Origin of the sequence: Companilactobacillus halodurans, assembly GCF_009600995.1 — a bacterium.
Classification (GTDB): Bacteria; Bacillota; Bacilli; order Lactobacillales; family Lactobacillaceae; genus Companilactobacillus; species Companilactobacillus halodurans.
This window is the reverse complement of record NZ_VDFO01000019.1, coordinates 1-20449: the sequence shown is the minus strand read 5'-3', so window position 1 is coordinate 20449 and position 20449 is coordinate 1. Positions and strand designations below refer to the sequence as shown.

Annotated in this window: 19 protein-coding genes; 12 read left to right on the top strand and 7 right to left on the bottom strand. The window is 37.6% G+C overall.

The genetic code is table 11. The annotated features are described in order from the left end of the window. Positions 1-7 precede the first annotated feature (7 nt). Positions 8-1681, top strand: coding sequence for a glycoside hydrolase family 13 protein (locus tag FHL05_RS06155; RefSeq protein WP_153384897.1), 1674 nt, complete (start codon positions 8-10; stop codon positions 1679-1681). Between the two features lie 66 nt (positions 1682-1747). Here FHL05_RS06155 and FHL05_RS06150 read toward each other — a convergent pair whose 3' ends face one another. After that, positions 1748-2668: an aldo/keto reductase gene (locus FHL05_RS06150; protein WP_153384898.1), complete on the bottom strand. Its 921-nt coding sequence runs from the start codon at positions 2666-2668 to the stop codon at positions 1748-1750. A gap of 210 nt (positions 2669-2878) precedes the next feature. Between FHL05_RS06150 and FHL05_RS06145 the strand changes: the two genes are divergently transcribed. From FHL05_RS06145 to FHL05_RS06110, 8 genes are all read left to right on the top strand, one after another. Next, on the top strand, positions 2879-5077 hold the full coding sequence (locus FHL05_RS06145) for a glycoside hydrolase family 31 protein (protein ID WP_420838739.1): 2199 nt from the start codon (positions 2879-2881) through the stop codon (positions 5075-5077). A gap of 155 nt (positions 5078-5232) precedes the next feature. Continuing rightward, positions 5233-5928 carry a GntR family transcriptional regulator gene (locus tag FHL05_RS06140; RefSeq protein WP_153384900.1) on the top strand — a complete coding sequence of 232 codons (696 nt, stop codon included), beginning with the start codon at positions 5233-5235 and terminating at the stop codon, positions 5926-5928. A gap of 74 nt (positions 5929-6002) precedes the next feature. Next, complete coding sequence (locus FHL05_RS06135; protein ID WP_153384901.1) at positions 6003-7280, top strand: PTS sugar transporter subunit IIC; 1278 nt, start codon at positions 6003-6005, stop codon at positions 7278-7280. 272 nt (positions 7281-7552) lie between these two features. After that, complete coding sequence (locus tag FHL05_RS06130; RefSeq protein WP_153522273.1) at positions 7553-8641, top strand: DUF871 domain-containing protein; 1089 nt, start codon at positions 7553-7555, stop codon at positions 8639-8641. A gap of 4 nt (positions 8642-8645) precedes the next feature. Further along, positions 8646-9773 (top strand): amidohydrolase/deacetylase family metallohydrolase, encoded by a 1128-nt coding sequence (locus tag FHL05_RS06125; protein ID WP_153522271.1) that lies wholly within the window; start codon positions 8646-8648, stop codon positions 9771-9773. After that, on the top strand, positions 9760-10857 hold the full coding sequence (locus FHL05_RS06120; protein ID WP_153522269.1) for a DgaE family pyridoxal phosphate-dependent ammonia lyase: 1098 nt from the start codon (positions 9760-9762) through the stop codon (positions 10855-10857). Before FHL05_RS06125 ends, FHL05_RS06120 begins: the two co-directional genes overlap by 14 nt. A gap of 1 nt (position 10858) precedes the next feature. After that, the gene (gene dagF, locus FHL05_RS06115; protein WP_153384905.1) at positions 10859-11593 is read left to right on the top strand and encodes a 2-dehydro-3-deoxy-phosphogluconate aldolase; all 735 of its coding nucleotides are present in this window, start codon (positions 10859-10861) and stop codon (positions 11591-11593) included. An 11-nt stretch (positions 11594-11604) separates the two neighbouring features. Continuing rightward, positions 11605-12597: a sugar kinase gene (locus FHL05_RS06110; RefSeq protein ID WP_153384906.1), complete on the top strand. Its 993-nt coding sequence runs from the start codon at positions 11605-11607 to the stop codon at positions 12595-12597. A 107-nt stretch (positions 12598-12704) separates the two neighbouring features. Here FHL05_RS06110 and FHL05_RS06105 read toward each other — a convergent pair whose 3' ends face one another. The 5 genes from FHL05_RS06105 to FHL05_RS06085 all read right to left on the bottom strand — a co-directional run bounded on the left by FHL05_RS06105 (position 12705) and on the right by FHL05_RS06085 (position 17494). Next, entirely contained in the window at positions 12705-13463 is a 759-nt protein-coding gene (locus FHL05_RS06105; RefSeq protein ID WP_153384907.1) for a ChbG/HpnK family deacetylase, read from the bottom strand. Positions 13464-13469: 6 nt separating this feature from the next. Continuing rightward, the gene (locus tag FHL05_RS06100) at positions 13470-14933 is read right to left on the bottom strand and encodes a PTS transporter subunit EIIC (protein WP_153522267.1); all 1464 of its coding nucleotides are present in this window, start codon (positions 14931-14933) and stop codon (positions 13470-13472) included. Positions 14934-14939: 6 nt separating this feature from the next. Beyond that, positions 14940-15785: a PRD domain-containing protein gene (locus FHL05_RS06095; RefSeq protein ID WP_153384909.1), complete on the bottom strand. Its 846-nt coding sequence runs from the start codon at positions 15783-15785 to the stop codon at positions 14940-14942. 29 nt (positions 15786-15814) lie between these two features. Beyond that, the gene (locus tag FHL05_RS06090; RefSeq protein WP_153384910.1) at positions 15815-16306 is read right to left on the bottom strand and encodes a PTS sugar transporter subunit IIA; all 492 of its coding nucleotides are present in this window, start codon (positions 16304-16306) and stop codon (positions 15815-15817) included. 285 nt (positions 16307-16591) lie between these two features. After that, complete coding sequence (locus tag FHL05_RS06085; protein WP_153384911.1) at positions 16592-17494, bottom strand: LysR family transcriptional regulator; 903 nt, start codon at positions 17492-17494, stop codon at positions 16592-16594. Positions 17495-17666: 172 nt separating this feature from the next. Between FHL05_RS06085 and FHL05_RS06080 the strand changes: the two genes are divergently transcribed. The 3 genes from FHL05_RS06080 to FHL05_RS06070 are packed head-to-tail and all read left to right on the top strand — an operon-like array spanning position 17667 to position 20287. Next, positions 17667-18524 carry a sugar phosphate isomerase/epimerase family protein gene (locus tag FHL05_RS06080; RefSeq protein WP_153384912.1) on the top strand — a complete coding sequence of 286 codons (858 nt, stop codon included), beginning with the start codon at positions 17667-17669 and terminating at the stop codon, positions 18522-18524. Between the two features lie 2 nt (positions 18525-18526). Continuing rightward, the gene (locus FHL05_RS06075) at positions 18527-19366 is read left to right on the top strand and encodes an SDR family NAD(P)-dependent oxidoreductase (protein ID WP_153384913.1); all 840 of its coding nucleotides are present in this window, start codon (positions 18527-18529) and stop codon (positions 19364-19366) included. A gap of 27 nt (positions 19367-19393) precedes the next feature. Continuing rightward, positions 19394-20287, top strand: coding sequence for a shikimate dehydrogenase (locus FHL05_RS06070; RefSeq protein WP_153384914.1), 894 nt, complete (start codon positions 19394-19396; stop codon positions 20285-20287). Between the two features lie 65 nt (positions 20288-20352). Here FHL05_RS06070 and FHL05_RS12840 read toward each other — a convergent pair. Then, positions 20353-20449 (bottom strand): IS3 family transposase (locus FHL05_RS12840; protein WP_153384755.1); only part of this gene is annotated, 97 nt, incomplete at its 5' end.

The following is a 20449-nucleotide window of genomic DNA, read 5'->3' as shown; positions in this document are numbered from 1 at the left end:
GCAAAGTATGACAGAGAATAATTGGTGGAAAAAATCAGTAGTTTATCAAGTTTATCCAAGAAGCTACCAAGATAGCAATGGCGATGGTATCGGCGATTTACCAGGTTTGACGAGTCGGTTGCCTTATATCAAGGACTTAGGAGCGGACGTAATTTGGTTAAATCCAATCTACAAGTCTCCTGATAAAGATAATGGCTATGATATTAGCGATTATCGCAGCATCCAGCCAACCTATGGAACGATGGATGATTTTGAAACAATGCTTCAAAAAGCACATGTTTTAGGATTGAAAATTATGATGGATCTAGTGGTCAACCATACGTCTGATCAGAACAAGTGGTTCCAAGAAAGTCGCAAGTCAAAAGATAATCCTTATCGTGATTATTACGTTTGGCGCGACCCAGTGGATGGTCACGAACCTAATAATTGGGGTTCTTACTTCAATGGTTCAGTTTGGAAATTTGATGAACAAACAGGCCAATATTATTTGCATCTGTTTGCGGAGGGTCAACCCGATTTAAATTGGGAAAATCCTAAAGTTCGCGATGAAGTTTGGAATGTAATGCGGTTTTGGTTAGACAAAGGCGTCGACGGATTTCGAATGGACGTTATCAATTTAATCTCTAAACCTGCAGGTTTGCCTGACGGAAAGAAATTGCCTGATGAGAAATACGCTGACGTGGGTAAAGTCGTTGCTGACGGTCCCCGTTTAAATGAATTTCTCCAAGAAATGAATCAAAAAGTTTTATCTAAATATGATGTGATGACAGTTGGCGAAATGCCTGACTCAACGCCGGAAGATGCAATAAAATACACCGGATTGGATTCACACGAGTTGAACATGGTCTTCCAATTCGATCATGTGGGACTTTCTGGAAATCCCGATAAGCGTTTGGGAAAATGGTATGATGCTCCAGTCAAATTGACGGAATTAAAGCATTCTTTGAGTAAGTGGGAGACCGGGCTCAATGGCAAAGGTTGGAACAGTTTGTATTGGAATAACCACGACCAACCTCGGGCTGTCTCAAGATTTGCAACAGATAATCCGAAGTATCGGACAAAAGCTGCGAAAATGTTAGGGACCACTTTACATATGATGCAGGGAACACCTTACGTCTATGAGGGTGAAGAATTGGGAATGACCAACGTTCACTATACGAAACTTTCACAATATGAGGATTTGGAATCCTTGAATGCTTATCATGAATTCGTTGAGGATGAAAAAATCGTCGATAAAGATTCAATGTTGAAGTATCTCTCTGCTAGGTCACGTGATAATGCTAGAACGCCGATGCAATGGGATGAAAATAAGAACGCCGGTTTTTCTAGCGCCAAACCTTGGTTTGAATTGAATCCTAATTATCAAGAAATCAACGCTCGTGATCAAATTGAAGACAAAAATTCAGTCTTTAGCTACTATAAGAAATTGATTGAATTACGTCATAACAGCGATTTGATTGTTTACGGCGAGTATGAATTGCTTGACCCAGAGGATGAAAAGGTATTTAGTTACAAACGTCGTTATAACGGTCAAACACTCTTAGTTATCAGTAATTTCACTGACCAGAAATTGACTCGTGACTATGGTCAAGAAAAGGGCCAGTTGTTGATTGGTAACTATGATGATGACTTAAATATGGAAATTAGACCTTACGAGAGCAAAGTTTATATTTTTAAATAAATTTAGAAATTAAAAGGAGATTCTCAAATCAATGAGAACCTCCTTTTTTATTATAAAAATCGTATTTTAAGGTAAGTCGTTTCCAGCAGCGAAGTAAACGTCGTACCATTCTTGTTTCGTAAGGTCGATGTCTCCACCTTGAGCACTGTCAGAAATATGTTCAGGATTCATTGTTCCAATAATTACTTGAATATTAGCAGGATGTCTCAAAATCCAAGCAGTCGCAATCGCATTCTTGCTGGCGTTATATTTATCAGCTAATTTTTGTAATTCATCATTTAACTTAGGGAATTTATCGTTGTCGATGAAGGTTCCAGCAAAGTTACCATATTGGAATGGTGACCAAGCTTGAATAGTTACGCCAAGACGTCTGGAAAATTCAAGGATGCCACCATCATGGTTGATCGAGCGAGTATCGGTCATGTTGGTATGCAGTCCAAAGTCAATCATACCGGTGTGCATGATGCTAAATTGCAATTGATTGATAATCAGTCTTTGGTCAACAGCTTCTTGAACGAGTAAATATTGTTGAGGATTAAAGTTTGAAACACCGAAGTGACGAACTTTGCCAGTTCTTTGCAATTCATCAAAAGCTTCAGCCACTTCTTCAGGTTCCATCAATGGATCGGGACGGTGCAACAAGAAGGAGTCGAGATAATCAATTCCTAAACGTTTCAAAGAACCATCGACAGCATCGATGATATGTTGTTTTGAAAAGTCATATCTCTCGCCGGAAACGATGCCACCCTTAGATTGAATAAAGAGATCGTCACGGTCGACGCTGCTCTTTTTAAGAGCTTGACCGAAGATTTTTTCTGAATCGCCATTGCCATAAATATCAGCTGAATCAATATAATTAATGCCACTGTTATAAGCAGTGTCGATAGCTTTAGCAGCTTGGTCAGGATTCAATTTGTTCATCCTCATGATTCCTAACGCAACTGCTGATGCTTGCCAATTAGTTTCACCAATATAACGTTGTTTCATAAAAATACCTCCAATATTTGATTAACAATTTTATTATTGAATGTTGCCTGTGAGAAGTCAATAATTAAGATTGCGCTTACAAAGACTATTCTAAGCTTTTTTACAGTTATTTAGTAGAGGTGGTATTCTAAAGATATAATTTTAAAAACAACCGATTTTTGCTGCAAGAAAAATTAGTTAGATGGATAATATGTTGAAATTGGAGTGGATTTGATGAAAGCAGTTGCTGGAAGAACTTGTCGCTTTACCGTTATAACGGACTCGTTATTGAGAATTGAAGAAGACATGAGTGGTCAATTTGAGAATCGACCTACCCAGACAGTGGTTAATCGAGATTTTGCCAGTCCTAAGGTTCAAGTTTTACGTGATAACAACCAACATGAGATTGAAATCGAGACAGACTCGTTTCACTTATACTACGATGGTGGTCGCCTTAATTCTGAATCTCTTTATATCGATTTGAAAAAAGGTCATGCAACTTATGGGAATCGTTGGTACTTTGGAGCTGACAACGATAGCCATCGCCAAAACTTAGGTGGCACGATTAGAACTTTGGACAAAATCGATGGAGCAACTGACTTAGGCAAAGGTATCATGTCAAAAGACGGCTACAGTTATTTGGATGATTCGAAATCCTTTATTTATCAAACAAAGACTGACTCATTTACAAAAAGAGAATCTGAAACAGTCGATGGTTATCTGTTTTGTTATGGCAGAGACTATCAAAAATCTTTAAGCGACTTTTATCAACTGACAGGACCAACGCCATTATTGCCTAGATATGCTTTAGGAAATTGGTGGAGCCGTTTTTATCAATATACGCAAACTAGCTATCAGGAATTAATGGAAAGATTTGCTCAAAAAGATGTTCCAATTAATGTTTGCGTCCTCGATATGGATTGGCATAAGTTCGATATTCCTCAAAAATACGGTTCTGGTTGGACTGGTTATTCATGGAACAAAGAACTATTTCCAGAACCGGAAAAATTACTCAAGTGGCTTCATGAAAATGGTGAAAAAGTTACCTTGAACGTTCACCCGGCTGCTGGTATCAGAGCCTTTGAAGATAATTATCAAAAAGCTTGCGCAACGATGGGGATGGATCCTAAAAAGGGTGAGCCAATTTCCTTTGATTTAGAAAATCCTAAATTTAGAAAAGCTTATTTTGAAGATATACATCATCAATTGGAACATCAAGGCGTTGACTTTTGGTGGATTGATTGGCAACAAGGCTTGGCTAAATCAGAAAACAAGATGGATCCGCTCTGGTTGTTGAATCATTACCACTATCAGGATAACAATCGCAGAACTAACGGCAATGGACTGATTTTGAGCCGGTACGCCGGACCTGGTTCACATCGTTATCCATTAGGATTTTCTGGCGATACGGTGATTTCTTGGAAATCCTTAAATTTCCAACCTCAATTTACAATTACAGCGGCAAATATTGGTTACACTTGGTGGAGTCATGACATCGGAGGTCATATGCATGGCAGTTTCGATGGCGAATTAGCCACTAGATGGTTACAATTGGGCGTTTTCAGTCCCATCAATCGCTTGCATTCTTCAAATAATCTATTTTCAGGTAAAGAACCATGGAATTACCGCTTAGATTACGAAAAATCTCAAGAAAAATTCTTACGTTTGCGGACTAAGTTAGTGCCTTATCTAGATTCTGCCAATTATCAGACACATGTTGCAGGCATCCCCATCGTCAAGCCGCTCTATTATGACTTTCCCAAAAACGATAATGCCTATGCAATTAAAAATGAATATTTCTTCGGTGCGCAAATGCTGGTTTCACCCATCACGCAACCTCATGACAAGACTACTCAAATGTCCCATGCAACGACATGGCTGCCAGAAGGAAAGTGGATCGACTACTTTACGCATTTACCTTATAACGGGGCTACGGTCATCAAAAATTATCGCGATATTGATAAGATGCCAGTTTTCGTTAAAAAGGGAGCTATTATTGTTACTAATCCTGATTCAATGGCTAATATCAATGATTTACCGGAAAAGTTAGAAGTGGAGATTTTTTCTGGAGCCAATGGCAAGTTTGAATTATTTGAGCATCAAGGAAAGAAGATTGCAAGAACTAAATTTACTTGGGATGATCAAGAACAAAAATTGTCAATTGTCGTTGAAGATCCTGAACACATCGTGCCTGAAAAGAGAACTATTCAAAAGGTTATTTATAAAGATAATCCAGAGCAGATTTTTTCAGAAATGCGCTTTCGAATTCAACGTGCCAAAATTGAATTTGATTTGAAACAAAAGCTCTATGACAGTTTTACAGCTAAAAATTATAATTATTCTCAATTCATCAATCTTTTGAATACTTTGGATGATGATAATTTACGAAGTAGTTTAAGCGAAGTGGCTTTTATTCGTGAATCATTTTAATCAAATTTTACTAAGCTAGCGTCCTGATAACAGGGCGTTTTTTATTTTGCCGTGAAAAATAAAATTGTTATTCGCTTTCATAAACTACTAATTTTGTTAGAATAAGTAATGCGATAATATATATAAATAAAATTGATATTTGGAGAAGCGTGTCTATGGTCGTAGAAATTTTGTATCAAAAGGTTGCAGCTGATATTAAGAAGAATATTCTCTCTGGAGCTTATCCAGTTGATAGTTTGATTCCAACTGAAAATGATTTGGAACAAAAGTATGACGTCAGTAAAATCACTGTTCGTAAGGCAGTGGAACAATTAGTTGCTGACGGCTATTTGAGAAAGAAAAGCGGCATCGGTACTCGAGTTATCAGCGATAATCTCTTCAACAAACTCTCGAAAGCTAAGTCTTATTCAGCTATCGTCAACGAACAGGGCAAGTTGACAAAGGAGATTCTCTCTTCAAAGATTTTACCGACTGAACAAACGCCTTTAAAAGATGAATTCACTAGTCCTCGAGTCGTGTTTGTTAAACGCCTCTATTCACTAGATGATGAACCCTTTATTATCGTGAACCATTTATTGCCAAAAATTGAGGGGACATCGCAAGTTAAAAATCTCAATCATCAATCGTTATACAAGTTTTTAAAGGATAACGGTCAAGAAATCAGTCATTTTAGCGATGAATTCAGTGCTATTCAACTAGATGATGATGAAAAGAAGATTTTAAATAAGAAAGATGCTCTAGCTTTGAAACGCATCCGTCGTGGTTTTGATAATAAAGGAAATTTAATTGAGTATACTGAGTCTATCTATGACAGTAATAAAATGCCATACAAAATTGAATATGATATTTAATTAATCTTTATTTAAGCGTTTACATCATAACATTATAATGTTATGATGATTCCGAAAAAAAAGGAGGGTACTACATGGATAACTTTGTTAATTTTTTAAACGTCAAAATACTTCCCGTTGCCAATAAAATGGGAGCGCAACGGCATATGATGGCGATTCGGAAAGGAATTATTTCAACGCTGCCACTGACGATCGTGGGTTCTTTTTTTACGATTATCAATAATATTCCTAACAAAACGGTTGCCGGCTGGCTACTGCCTTACAAGGAAATTTTGGATATTCCATTCCGCTACACTGTCGGAATTTTAGCTTTATATGCGACCTTTGGAATTGCCTCGTCACTGGCCGATAGTTATAAATTAGATAAATTAACTAATGGTATTTTAGCTGTCTTAGCATTTATGATTTCTGCTGCAACGCCAATTAACGTTGAAAAAAACGTTAAAGGAGTTCTTGAGGCTGGTCGTTATATCAATATTGCCAATTTAAGTGCCTCGTCATTATTTGCTTCAATTGTTACAGGCCTTTTGACAGTTGAGATTTATCGTTTCTTTAAAGAAAGAAATATCACTATCAAGATGCCGGATGGAGTACCACCAGAAGTTTCCAATTCGTTCGTGGCTTTGATTCCAGCTGCCTTTATCTTGTTGTTCTTCTGGTTTATCCGTTACGTCTTGAACTTCAATCTAACTAACTTCTTGAGTATGATTTTAATGCCACTAAAAGGAGTTTTAGTTGGAAACAGTCTCTTCGGTGGTCTGTTAACTATCTTCTTGATTACTGGATTTTGGACTTTAGGTATTCACGGTGCTGCCATTATGGCACCAATTACCAGACCATTTTGGGAAATGTCGATTGCCCAAAATATGAGTGAATTCGCATCAGGTACTAGCGCTAACCACCTTTCAACAATCTTTACAGAACAGTTCTTACAGTGGTTCCTCTGGATTGGTGGTGCCGGTGGTACGTTAGCCTTGGTTGTCTTGTTCCTCTTCTCAAAGTCGGCTTACTTAAAGGATCTTGGTAAATTAGCAATCCTACCAGGACTCTTCAACATCAACGAGCCAGTCATCTTCGGTGCACCAATCGTGATGAACCCAATTTTGAGCATTCCGTTCATCGTCGCACCATTAGTGACCGGAACCTTGTCCTATGTCATGACAGTTACCGGAGTCGTACCGATGATGATGGCGCGGTTGCCATTCACAATGCCTAGTCCACTAGCCGCATACCTCAGCACGAACTGGAGCATCCCCGCAATGATTCTAGTCTTCGTCAACTTCATCATCGATTTGGCAATCTACTATCCATTCTTCAAAGTCTTCGAAAAACAACAACTAGAAAAAGAATAATGAGGTGAGACGATGATTTTTCTATTACTTGCAATTTATTTTCTAATCTGCGAAGTCCTCGTTCAAAAAGGCCTCGTACCGAAGTTTTTGAAAAAATTAGCCGCCGGAAAACTGATTTTATTCTCATCACTCATCATATTAGGCTTTGCGACAATTAGTTTCTTCTTACGCTTCGCTGTTATTTTCGTAATTTTAAGCACAATCTATCTGTCAATCGTAATTTCAGATTACTACATGAAGGAATTCCAGAAATGGGAAAGAGGTAAAAGAATATGACCAAGAGGACTTTAGGTATTTCACTTTATCCCGACCACAGCGATTTAAATGAAGACAAAAAATATTTAGTGCTGGCCAATCGCTACGGTTTTACCCGTATTTTTATGAGTATGTTGGAAGTTTCTGAAGGCAAAGAAAAAGTTGCCAAAAAATTTAGCGAATTGATTAAATTTGCTAAAGATCTCGGCTTTTCAACGACCTTGGATATTGCACCTAACATCTTCAACCAATTAGGAATCTCATATGATGATTTAGATTTCTTCTCGGAATTAGGTGCCGATGCTATCAGATTGGATCAAGGATTCGATGGACAAAAAGAAGCTTTGATTTCTTACAATCCGCAACACCTCAATATTGAATTGAACATGAGTAATGACGTTGCCTATTTGAACAATATTTTGAGCTACGCCGCTAACAAACCTTTCATTTATGGTTGCCATAATTTTTATCCTCAACGAGGGACTGGTTTGCCACTTGATTTCTTTATCAGTTCATCGACACGCTTTAAAAAACATGGGATTGAAACAGCAGCCTTTATCACTTCGCAAACTGGGACGATTGGACCTTGGGACATCAATGATGGCTTGCCAACCTTAGAGATGCACCGGGATTTACCAGTTGAGATTCAAGCTAAGCATCTTTTCAGCACCGGTCTGATCGATTGCGTAATTATCGGCAACGCTTATGCTTCAGAAGCTGAACTCAGAAAATTGGGTGAACTCGACCGCTACCAATTAGTTTTCAAAGTTGATTTAGCTGATGACATCACGCAAGTTGAACGAGAAATCTTACTCGATAATCAACATGTTAGACGTGGCGACATCACTGACTTAGTCATCAGATCGACGGAAGTTCGTAAGAAGTATAAGGATAGCAACAATTCAGTTAGTTTGGGTACCCATGATTTCAAGCGTGGCGACATCGTCATTGGTAATAATAATTTTGGTAAGTATAAGAATGAGTTACAGGTCGTTTTGGAAGATCACACCGACCCTCGAAAGAACAAAGTTGCTTCGATTGCACCTGAGGAATTATTCTTGCTCGACTACCTTGGTCCTTGGGCAAAATTCCGCTTTAGGAGGTGATCTTTTGGGAAGTTTATATATTCGAAATGGTAAGAATATTGATGGACAGCCACTTGAAGTCCTTTTGGAAGATGGCAAAATCAAAGAAATTGCTTCCCAATTGCGAAATGTCGATGCAGACTTAGAAATCAACCTGCACAACAAATCTTATATCAGTCCGGGTTGGATTGATGACCATGTTCACTGTTATGAAAAATTGTCGCTTTATTATGACGACCCTGATAAGGTAGGCTATCAAACGGGCGTCACGACATTAATCGATGCAGGTTCGACTGGATCAGACAATGTAGGTGACTTTTATCGACTTGCACGCAAGAAAAAAACGAATGTTTATGCCATGCTCAATATTGCTAAAACCGGAATTTTGGCACAAAACGAATTAGGCGATTTGAACAAGATTCAACTGGAACCTTTTGCAGGAGCTGTTTTTAAATATCCGGACTTCATCATTGGGATGAAAGCACGTATCAGTAAGTCGGTCGTGGTGGATAACGGAATCAAGCCGCTGATTTTGGCAAAGCAAATTCAAGCTAAACTGCCAAAACTGCCCTTGATGGTTCATGTTGGATCCAATCCACCTGAACTTGAAGGGATTTTGGATTTACTAGAAAAAGGCGATATTTTAACGCACTGCTTTAATGGTAAGAAAAATGGCATTTTGAATGCTGATGGCAAGATTAAAGAATTCGTCTTTAAGGCAGTTGAAAAAGGCATCATCTTCGATATTGGCCATGGCACTGATAGCTTCAATTTCCACACAGCTGAAGTTGCTAAAGAAAATCACCTTTATCCCCAAAGCCTCAGTACTGATATCTACCATAAAAATCGTGAAGAAGGTCCAGTTTATAACATGGCCACTTGTATCGAAAAGATGCTCTATCTAGGTTTTAGTTTGACCGAAATTATACCAATGATAACAAGCGTACCGGCTACGAATTTTGGCTTGAAAACTAAAGGTCGCTTGATTGAAGGACTTGATGCGGACGTAACGATTTTCAATGTTGAAGATGGCAAAAAAAAGTTGACCGATTCCGATGGTTATACAAAAGAGACCGATACAATAATTCGACCATTGTATAGCATTATTGGCGGCAAAATTTATTCGTTAGGAGAAAAGCATGGATCTTTATGAAAAGTACAATTTAAAACACGTCATCAATGCTGACGGCAAGATGACGATTCTCGGTGTTTCCAAAGTGCCTGATGAAGTAGTAGCAGCTCAAAAATTGGGCGACCAAAACTTCTTTGAAATGTCAGATCTCTTGATACAAACGGGTAAATATTTAGCCAATTTAGTCGGCAGCGAAGACGCCTTAGTCGTCAATTCTGCTTCAGCAGGAATCGCACAAACAATTGCTGGAATCATTGGACAAGGCAGCGAGTATCATCTCTACCATCCGTACACCAGTCGCATTACCAAACGAGAAGTGATTTTACCAATGGGTCACGATGTCGATTACGGAGCACCGGTTGACGTGATGTTGCAACTAGCCGGAGCCAAAATGGTTCCCGCCGGCTACGCCAATATGTGTAAACCAGAACATTTGGAGATGCAAATCACTGACCAAACGGCTGCCATCCTTTATATCAAGAGCCACCATACGGTTCAAAAGAGTATGCTCTCGATACCACAAGCAATTGAAGTCGCACATAGTCACGACCTACCTTTAGTTTTAGATGCAGCTGCTGAAGAAGATTTAACAAAGTATCTGAAAATCGGGGCTGATGTCGTAATTTATAGTGGTGCTAAAGCTTTAGAGGGACCAGCTTCAGGGGTGATTTTTGGCAAGAGCAACTATATCAAGTGGGCTCGACTGCAAGGTCATGGTATGGGTCGAGCTATGAAAATTGGTAAGGAAAATATTATCGGATTAACAGCCGCTATCACGAAGTACCTGCAAGATGGACCAGAAACTGGCGACTCGATGATTGAGCGACTCGAACCATTTGTTGCTGAATTAAAGAAGATTCCTGACTTTGAAGTCAAGGTGATTCAAGATGCCGCTGGCCGTCAAATCTATCGAGCAGAGGTGAAGCCTGTTGGCAAGTTATCCGCTGAGCAAATTTGTGACCAATTACGAAATGGCAAAACTGCCATTTATGCCCGTGAATATCGCGTCAACCAAGGATTCATCGAATTCGATATTAGAGCGGTCGACCAAAGCGAAATGGACCAAATCGTTGCAAGATTAAAAGAAATCGTTGGAGGAAATTAAGATGAGTTTACGACCAAATTATTTAGAGAACGGAATTTGTTTGAATGTCTTGGCTAATTCAGTGCAAAATGCCAAGGACTGTTACGAGGCTGCACAAGGTCATGTCGTTTTGGGAGTTTTGACGAAGAATTATCCTAGTGACGAAGCGGCCATTGAGGATATGAAGAAGTATCAAGCTGAAATCGACAATGCTGTATCTGTTGGACTCGGGGCAGGCGACCCTAAGCAAAGTGGTATGGTTACTCGAGTAGCTAAAGCTATTCAACCACAACACGTCAATCAAGTGTTTACTGGAGTTGGAGCTAGTCGAGAAGCTTTAGGACAGAATGAAACTATCATCAATGGTCTAGTTTCACCTACTGGAGAAGTTGGTCTTGTCAATTTAGCCACTGGTCCACTCAGCAGCCAAGAAGAACCAACCAAAGTTCCAATTGAGACAGTTATCGCCTTATTAAAAGATATGGGCGGATCTTCCATCAAGTTCTTTCCTATGAAAGGTTTAACTCATGAAGAAGAATTCAAAGCGGTAGTTAAAGCTTGTGCTGAAAATGATTTTGACTTGGAGCCAACCGGTGGAATTGATTTAGAGAACTTTGAAGAAATTGTTCAAATCGCCGTCGATGCTGGTGTTAAAAGGATTATCCCTCACGTTTATAGCTCAATTATCGACAAAGCAACTGGAGATACTAAACCTGAAGACGTTGCTAAACTCTACGAAATTATCAAGAAATTTTAAGAGGTTCAAGGATGAATATTTTAGCTTTTGGTGAAGTATTGCTTCGTTTTACAGTTGCCGATAAAATGCTGCTTGAACAAACCGATGACCTCCACTTATCGACAGTCGGAACTGGCGTCAATTTATTGAGTAGCTTAGCTCACTTTGGTTATGACACTTCGATTTTGACAGTATTACCAAATAATCCCATCGGGAAAAAAGCCAGTGCGGATATTAGAAAATTAGGTATCTCCGATAAAAAAGTTATTTATCAAGGCAACAGCATCAGTAGCTTCTTCGTCGAATTAGGCCAGGGAGCAAGACCACAAAGGGTGACCTATCAAGATCGTTTAGCTAGTTCCTTTAGTCAGATGAAAGCTTCAGATTATGACTTTGAAAAAGCTCTTTCGGGAGTAGATATCGTCCATATTTGTGGAATCTCGTTGAGTTTAACGGATCAAACCAGAGAAGCAGCTTTTAAATTAGCTGAAATGGCGCACGAACGTGGCAAAGCCGTCTGTTTTGATTTCAATTATCGCAATCAATTGAATAAGGGCAATACCCATTTAATGATGAAGAAACGCTATCAAAAAATTCTACCATTTATCGATATAATTTTTGGAAGTAAAAGAGATTTAACCGATTTATTGGATTATCAAGAAAAAGACGAAACTAAGTTATATCGTAAATTCTGCCAAGATTATCAAATCAACTTTTTTGCCGGCAGCAACCGCAGTTTTGTCGAAGGCAAGAAGTATTTTGCCGGTTTCTTGTTCCACGATAATAAAATCTACCATTCAGCTGCTAAAGAATTGAATATCCTCGATCGAATCGGAAGCGGAGATGCCTTTGCCAGTGGAATCCTAACCGGATTGATTGAAAAGTGGGATTTTGACGATACCTTGGAATTTGCGATTGCTAATTCCGTTTTAGCACAAGCTTCAATGAATGATTCACCTATCTTTAGTCGGGAGGATGTTTTTAATTACATCGATTATGAAGGTAAGAATGATTTAATCAGATAAAATTTATAGCAGGTCCCATAATCTTAATCAATGGTTATGGGACTTTTTTGTAAAAAAAAACTCTTCAAATGATAAGTATATATACACTTATCATTTGAAGAGAGGAATTATTTAATATCTGAGTATTTGATTAATGATATATCATTTTGATCTATCCATTTTCTTGTTTGAGGATTTGTCAGCATAGCGACTTCTTGAGTACGAGGAATAGTTAAACTTGAATGTGTAAGAATATCATTATCTAGATAACCTGGATGACAGACCATCATAGAATATCCATCTTCATGTTCTGCCAAGGCAGCACGTCTTAACGTATCGTAAGGGTCGTAATTATCATTCATACTATCCATATAACTATATAGCCTGATATTTTTGAAGGGGACTGAATCAGAATCAGGGCCAAGGGCAAAATCTAAGAAATTAAGATTATGACGTTTAGCGACTATTTTTAATCCCTTAATGAAATTATCACTAACAACCGCATGGCCTTCAAAATAATCTGGATCGCGACCAACTAATTGAACAAATTTTTGATATTGGGCTTCTATTTCCATAACTACTTCATCTAAATTTACAAAATCTTTATTCACGGATCTATAAACCTTTGAATGAACGAAAGTTCCATCAAAATTTGTGATGCTTGGAATCAATTTAGGGTCACTTAATGGTTTACCAGTACAGATGACTGTATGTAGTCCTAGACAAACATCTGTGTCTTTTAATAGATTTAAGCCGTTTTCTGTTTCAGGCATGTTTACCATAACACCAACGTTATTTATTAAACCGTTGTGAACAGATTCAGAAATACCGAGATTGATAGCTTTTGAATATCCCAAATCATCAGCACGTAATATCATTTTTTTCATATTTAATTATGCCTCGACTAATTTTAGATTTTTACTTGATTCTTTACTGTTTCCAGTTTTAGGTTCAACACCAATTATATAAGTTGCAATTGCAGCAACCACAATAGTAATTCCAGCGGAAATAATTGCATTTATGAAGTTGGCGGTTGTTCCACCAATACATGCACTTAAGCCGAGAAAATTAGCAACAGGTACAAGAGAATAAGCATCTAGGTGAACGATACCAGCATATAATCCACCTGCAAATCCACCAAGCATCATTCCGATAAATGGACGCTTGTATCTAATAGCTAAACCATAAAGAGCTGGTTCGGTAACACCACCAATAAAGCATGCAACAAAATATCCCCAAGCGAGAACTTTTTCATCTCTGTTGTGTAGAGCCAAAGCAGTGCCAATACACATACCAGCAACTGACATACTTGCGACTAATCCACCGATACTAATAAAGTTTTCATGACCAGCTGTCGCAAAAATCATCATCATAGTTGAAATTAAAATCAAGTGCATTCCAGTCATTACTAATAGTTCCCAAAGGGCACCAATAATTGCAATACCTAGGATACTCCAGATACCGCCTGATTTACTGAATGCTAGAATACCATCTGAAACGTATTGTCCTAAGAAAGCACCAGCAGGTCCAACAACAGTTAATGTGATAGGAAGCATTACTAATAGTGTGACTGTTGGAGTTAAAACGACTGATAAGGAATCTGGTACAATTTTTTTGACTAGTGGTTCAATATAAGACATAACCCAAACTGCAAGAATTATTGGAATTACAGTACTACTGTAACTGACCAATTTCATAGGAATACCATAAACACTGAAGGCCTTTCCAGCTTTTACAATGCTAGTTAGATTAGGATCCAGTAAAATAGCACCTAAAAGCATTGAAATCATGGGACTTGTATGAAATTGTTTTGAAGCTGTATATCCCAAGAAAATTGGGAAGAAATAAAATCCTGCATCTCCGACTAATGTAAATAGCTTATAAGTATCACTACTTGTAGAAAGCCAATTTAACATTGTTGGTCCAAAAATTGCTACAAACATTTTGAACATGGAAGCTCCAACAAGTATTGGAATCAAAGGAGTTAAACTTCCAGCTAACTTGTTTAAAATAGCTGACCCAAGTTTTTTCCATGAGAATGGTTCTTTTTTGGTCAAATCTTTATCCAGATTTTCATCAATGGGAGCATTTTTTGTTAATCCACTAATGGCAATCAATGCATCATAAACTTTGGGTACAGTTTGACCAATAACAATTTGATATTGACCACCAGAACGATTGACTCCCAAGACTCCATTAATGCTTTTAATATTATCATCATTGGGAATACTTTCATCTTTTAGATTAAAGCGCAATCTAGTCATACAGTGTGTTACTGATGAAATATTGGCTTTTCCACCAATTTCATCTAGTATTTTATTAGCTAAATTTTTATATTTTTCGTCTTTTTTTGACATACTATTTCATCCTTTCACTGACGTATCTTTTTTATTAACTATTCTTTTGACATAAATCATTAAGTAAAATAGTTCATCATCGTTACTACTAGTCTTAAGTTCTTTATCAATATAATTTGCAATACGTTTAGCACCTAAATAAATATTTGGCTCATGTTCCTTAATAGTATTAAATAGTTCTTTATTATTTTGTTCAGTTAGTTGATTATTGTTTTTAACCCGTTGGATGTAATAACGAAGATGCATAATAAAACGGTTGTAAATAAATTCTTTTCGGTTTATGTCAATATCAAATTCTTGTTCTAGAATTTTTGTAGAATAATCTATCAATTCATCAATATTTTTTCTTCTTTCACTTTTGATAGTTGGTGATTGAGAATTGAGAAAATGTAAGGCAATCGCTGTAACTTCTGAGATTGGCATGTTAATGTTCAATCTCTTTTTTATTAGATTAACGGCATAATAGCCCACTTTAGTTTCTTTTGGATATAAATGTTCAATATCATATGAAAATGGCAATTGTGCGCTTTTATATTTTTTGAGTCTTGTTATTGCAAAATTGATGTGATCAGCCAAACTAAATAAAATATTAGGATTTAGTGGTTTATTAATTACCCTTTCAGCTTCTTTTAAAATATCTTCACTTAAATCAAAAATATCTGAGGGGATTTCCTTTAAAAGTTGATAATATTGAAAATCCAATTTGTAAAATGTCATTGATATTTTATTAAGATCTTTAACTTCATATGGTATCTTTCCAAAACCTATTCCGTTTCCAAAAGCAACGACTTCCTCTCCATTACTATCAATACAAACAGCAACATTATTGTTAATCTTTTTAACTACTTTCAATTACCTCACTTCCTCTCAATTAATAAAATCTAAGCTTGTTTTAAAACTGGCTGTCCAGATTTTATAGAATGGTTCTTTTTGCTTCCTAGTTCAATGGAACCATTATACCCATCTGTAAAAACAACCATTGTGGTCATATCAACATTAGCTTGTTTTAGAATTTTTCGATTTATTTCCATAATTGGTTGTCCGATTTTTACAGATTGATTTAACTTGACCTTTGATGAAAAGCCTTTACCATGCAAATTTACTGTATTAAGTCCAATGTGAACTAGGATATTAATATCGTTTATATCTGATTGGATACCAATGGCATGTTTACTGTCAGGCAATGCAACAATCTTTCCAGAAACTGGAGATACTACAATATTTGAAGAATCATCTGGCTTTACTGCAAAACCGTCGCCTACCATTTTTTTTGAAAATACTTCGTCATTAACCTCATCAATTGGTATACATTCACCACTAATTGGTGAAACTACTTCAAAAAGTTGCTTTTTTTTACTTTTTAATCCAAACATTTTTTCCTCCACGACAAAAAAACTCTTCAAGGCACACACTTTACCTAATATGATTAATAGATAAAGGTAATGCCCCAAAGAGTTTTGGGTAACAATCCTTATGTTTTTTAATTAATTTAAGTCACTTATAAACACTTACAAGCGCTTACAAAAGAAATTATAGCACGTAGTAAAAAGAAATCAAATGTTTTTTAATGCAATGATTTTATTTTATTAAATAATTAATGATATATATATAAATCAAAACCCGTGGTAATCAAATTTTTAATTACCACGGGTTTTAGTCTAAATATTATTTACCGAAAGTTCTTTACTCTGTGATTTAACAAAGTTCACAAATCTCATCACATCAGGTTGTGTTTCTTGCTTCAAAGTCGCCATATAAAGGATACGCTGCCAGTTGGGAAAAGAAATAGGAATTATTTTAACCGGCAAGGTTTGTAGAATTGACATATTGGGGACGATGGCGATTCCGAAGCCATTGGCAACTAAGCCAGCAATAGTTTGGTCTTCTTCGACTGAATAAGCGCTGATAGGTTGTCCTCCGACGTCGTTAAAAAGTTTATTCATGATGGGATGCAAGCCACTGCTTTTAGAAAAGGTAATTTGTGGGTAATTCAAGGTCTCCATCAGACTGACGCTTGATTTATTGGCTAGGGCATGGTCGATTGGGGTGATGCAGACCATGGTCTGTTCAGCAATGGGGAAGAAGTCTAAATCGGGATAGTCGTCTAATTTTGAACAAAAGGCGACGTCGTATTTTTTAGCTCGTAAGTCATTCAAAATATCGGGGGACAATCCGGTTCCAGTATTAAATTGGAAGTCGACGGCATGATTGTCCGTTGATTTCAAAAATTGTTGAGCAATATTTGGAAGCCATTTGACGCTTAGCGTTCGTAAAGATGCTAGGCGGATGATGGCTTTTTTCTTGTGGAAACTTTTAGCTTCGGCAATACTTTTATCCAGTGAAATCAAAGAAGCTGAAACGCTGTTGGCAAAGAGTTTTCCGGCTGGAGTTAAAGCGACGCGACGGCCATTTTTTTGAAACAACAATAAGTCTAGTTCCTTTTCCAACGAATGAATCGCCTTGGTCAAACTAGGTTGCGTGATGTGTAACATTTTAGCCGTTTGGGTATAATTTTCCGTCCGTGAGAGGGCTACAAAATAACGTAAATGATCTAAATTCATAACGATTACCTCTTTAAATCAAATATAACAGAACCGATAACTTTTAGCTATGAATGGTTGTGACAAAGAGTAATTGGACGCTGTTTTAGAAGACGATTACATTGGAGTTGTAAGTAATATGTGAATTAAAAAACATGCATATTAATAATCCAGAATTTTGGAGGAATTAATGATGACAAAGACACATCCAATCACGGTGAGTTCGTGGACTTTGGGCGATAAGTGCAGTTTTGAAGAGCGCTGCAAAGCGGCCAGTGCTGCGGGTTACGACGGCATCGGTTTACGAGCTGAAACTTACGTCGATGCTTTAAATGAAGGACTAACTGACCAAGATATTCTAGATATGTTGGCTAAATATAATTTGAGATGTACTGAAGTGGAATACATCGTGCAGTGGTGTGAAGAGCCACGTTCATATGAACAAAAATATAAAGAACAAATGTGCTTTCACATGTGCGAATTGTTCGGCGTCAAGCATATCAATACTGGTTTGATGGAAAATTATTCAGTTGAATATACAGCTAAAAAGCTTCAAGGATTAGCTAAGAGAGCTGGCAAATTGATTATTGCTTTAGAGCCAATGCCATACAGTGGTTTGACTGATTTAGACAAGACTTGGGCTATCATTCAAAAAGCTGATTGTGACAATGTTTACATGCTTTTAGACATGTGGCACTGGGTCAGAGCTAACCAACCTTACGATAAGTTGACCAAAGAGCAAGCTAAACGAGTTATCTCCATTCAATTGGATGACGCTTATAAAAGACCTTATGCCCAGTCGATTTTGCGGGATGAATCAATGCATGACAGATTAGCTCCGGGAACTGGCGATTTGGATACAGTTGGATTCGTCAAAATGATTAAAGATGCCGGAGTCGACCCTAAAGTCATTGGCGTTGAAGTGATTTCTGATAACTATATGGCTAAAGGAATCGATTATGTAGCCGATTATACGTACAAAAATACGGTCAAAGTTTTAAAAGAAGCATGGCCTGAAATTTTACAAGAAAATAAAAAAGTGGAGGCATAAAGATGAGTGATACATGGTTAGGTTTAAATGGAAAAGTTGTTGTTATTACCGGTGCTGTCGGTGGAATGGGAACAAAGTTTTCTAACGATTTTGCACAACAAGGAGCTAATATCGTTTTAGTCGATTTGTTAAAGGATAAAACTGACGCCTTAGCTAAAGAAATTTCAGAAAAATATAATGTGGAAACTTTGGCAATCCAATGTGACACAACAAATGAAGCTCAAGTTGATGATGCCGTTAAACAGGTAGTTGCCAAATTTGGCAAAGTCGATGTCTTGGTCAACACCGCCGCCATCTTAAGATTTTCACCTTTGGAAGACTTACGTTTAGACGAATGGAAACAAGCTTTGAACGTTAATATTACCGGTTATTTCTTGATGTCGCAAAGATTTGGCAAAGTCATGATTAAACAAAAGCACGGTACCTTAATCCATATCTCGACTGCCGCTTCACTTTCACCCGAAACCTACAGTGGTGCCTATAGCACGACAAAGGCAGCGGTAAATATGATGTCCAAACAAATGGCCGCTGAATGGGGACAGTTCGGACTTCGTAGCAACTGCGTTCTTCCATGTTTGGTTAAGACACCTTTGTCAGAGAACTTCTACAGTGATCCTAAGGTAGAAGATGGCAGAAAACGCTTGGTTGCCAGCAAGAGAATCGGTAATCTAAACGATATTTCTAATACTGTCTTATTTATGGCTAGTGACCGTTCCGATTACACTAACGGCAGTGAAATCATGGTCGATGGCGGAATTCACATGATGATTTCTGATATGATTCCAAAGCCAGGTGGCCGTCGTCAATATGCTATTGATCACCATCAACCAGCTAAAAAGTAAAAATTAGTTTTTAGAGGAGGTTTCACTATGGAAAAACGTATTTCCGGAACGACCGGTTTATTCACGCTCTTGGGTTCACCAGTTGGGCATTCAGGTTCACCAGCAATGTTTAATTTTAGCTTCCAAAAACAAGGTTTAGATTATGCCTATTTAGCCTTTGACGTGAAAAAGGATCAGATGCCACAAGCAATCGATGCCCTAAAGCTATTAAAAGTTCGCGGAAGCAATGTCACGATGCCTTGCAAAACGATTGCTGCAAGTTTAGTCGATGACCTTTCGCCAGCTGCTAAAATTATTGGCGCTATCAATGTTATCGTTAATGACAATGGAAAATTGACAGGTCACATCACTGATGGGATTGGGTTTGTTCGCAATCTTAAGGAAAAGGGCGTCGATATTGCCAGCAAAAAACTAGTTATCATTGGCTCCGGTGGTGCTGCCACAGCGATTGAAGTTCAATGTGCTCTAAATGGCGCTAAAGAAATCGCCATTTTTAGTCGTCAGGATGAATTTTATCAAAATGCTGTCAATACTAAAGAAAAGATTGAAAAAGCTACGCCAAAAGTCAAAGTTAATGTTTATCCACTCGATGAGCAGGCTAAGTTACAAGAAAAAATTTCTCAAGCTGATATTTTAGCCAATGCCACAGTCGTTGGGATGAAACCAATGGATGGCAAGTCTTTAGTTGATAAAAAGTTTTTGCGTTCAGATTTAGTGGTTGCGGATACTGTTTATAACCCACTCAAGACTAAATTGATTAAAGACGCTGAATCCTTAGGCTGTATTACTGCACCCGGTAAAGGGATGTTGTTGTGGCAAGGAGCTGCAGCTTATAAGTTATTTACTGGTAAAGAAATGCCGGTTAAAGAATATCAAGCTTATGAGCAAGAACAAGCTAAAGAGACAGTTAAAGAAAATTAATCAGTTAATCAGAAAAATATTATTTGAAAAGAGACTGAAGTGAACCCCATTAATTGGAGTTTATTTTAGGCAATCAGTTGGTCGGAAAGATTCCGGTATTCTACCGGTGTCTTTCCGGCCAATTTTGTCCTTATCCTTTTGTTGTTATAGTAATATACATAT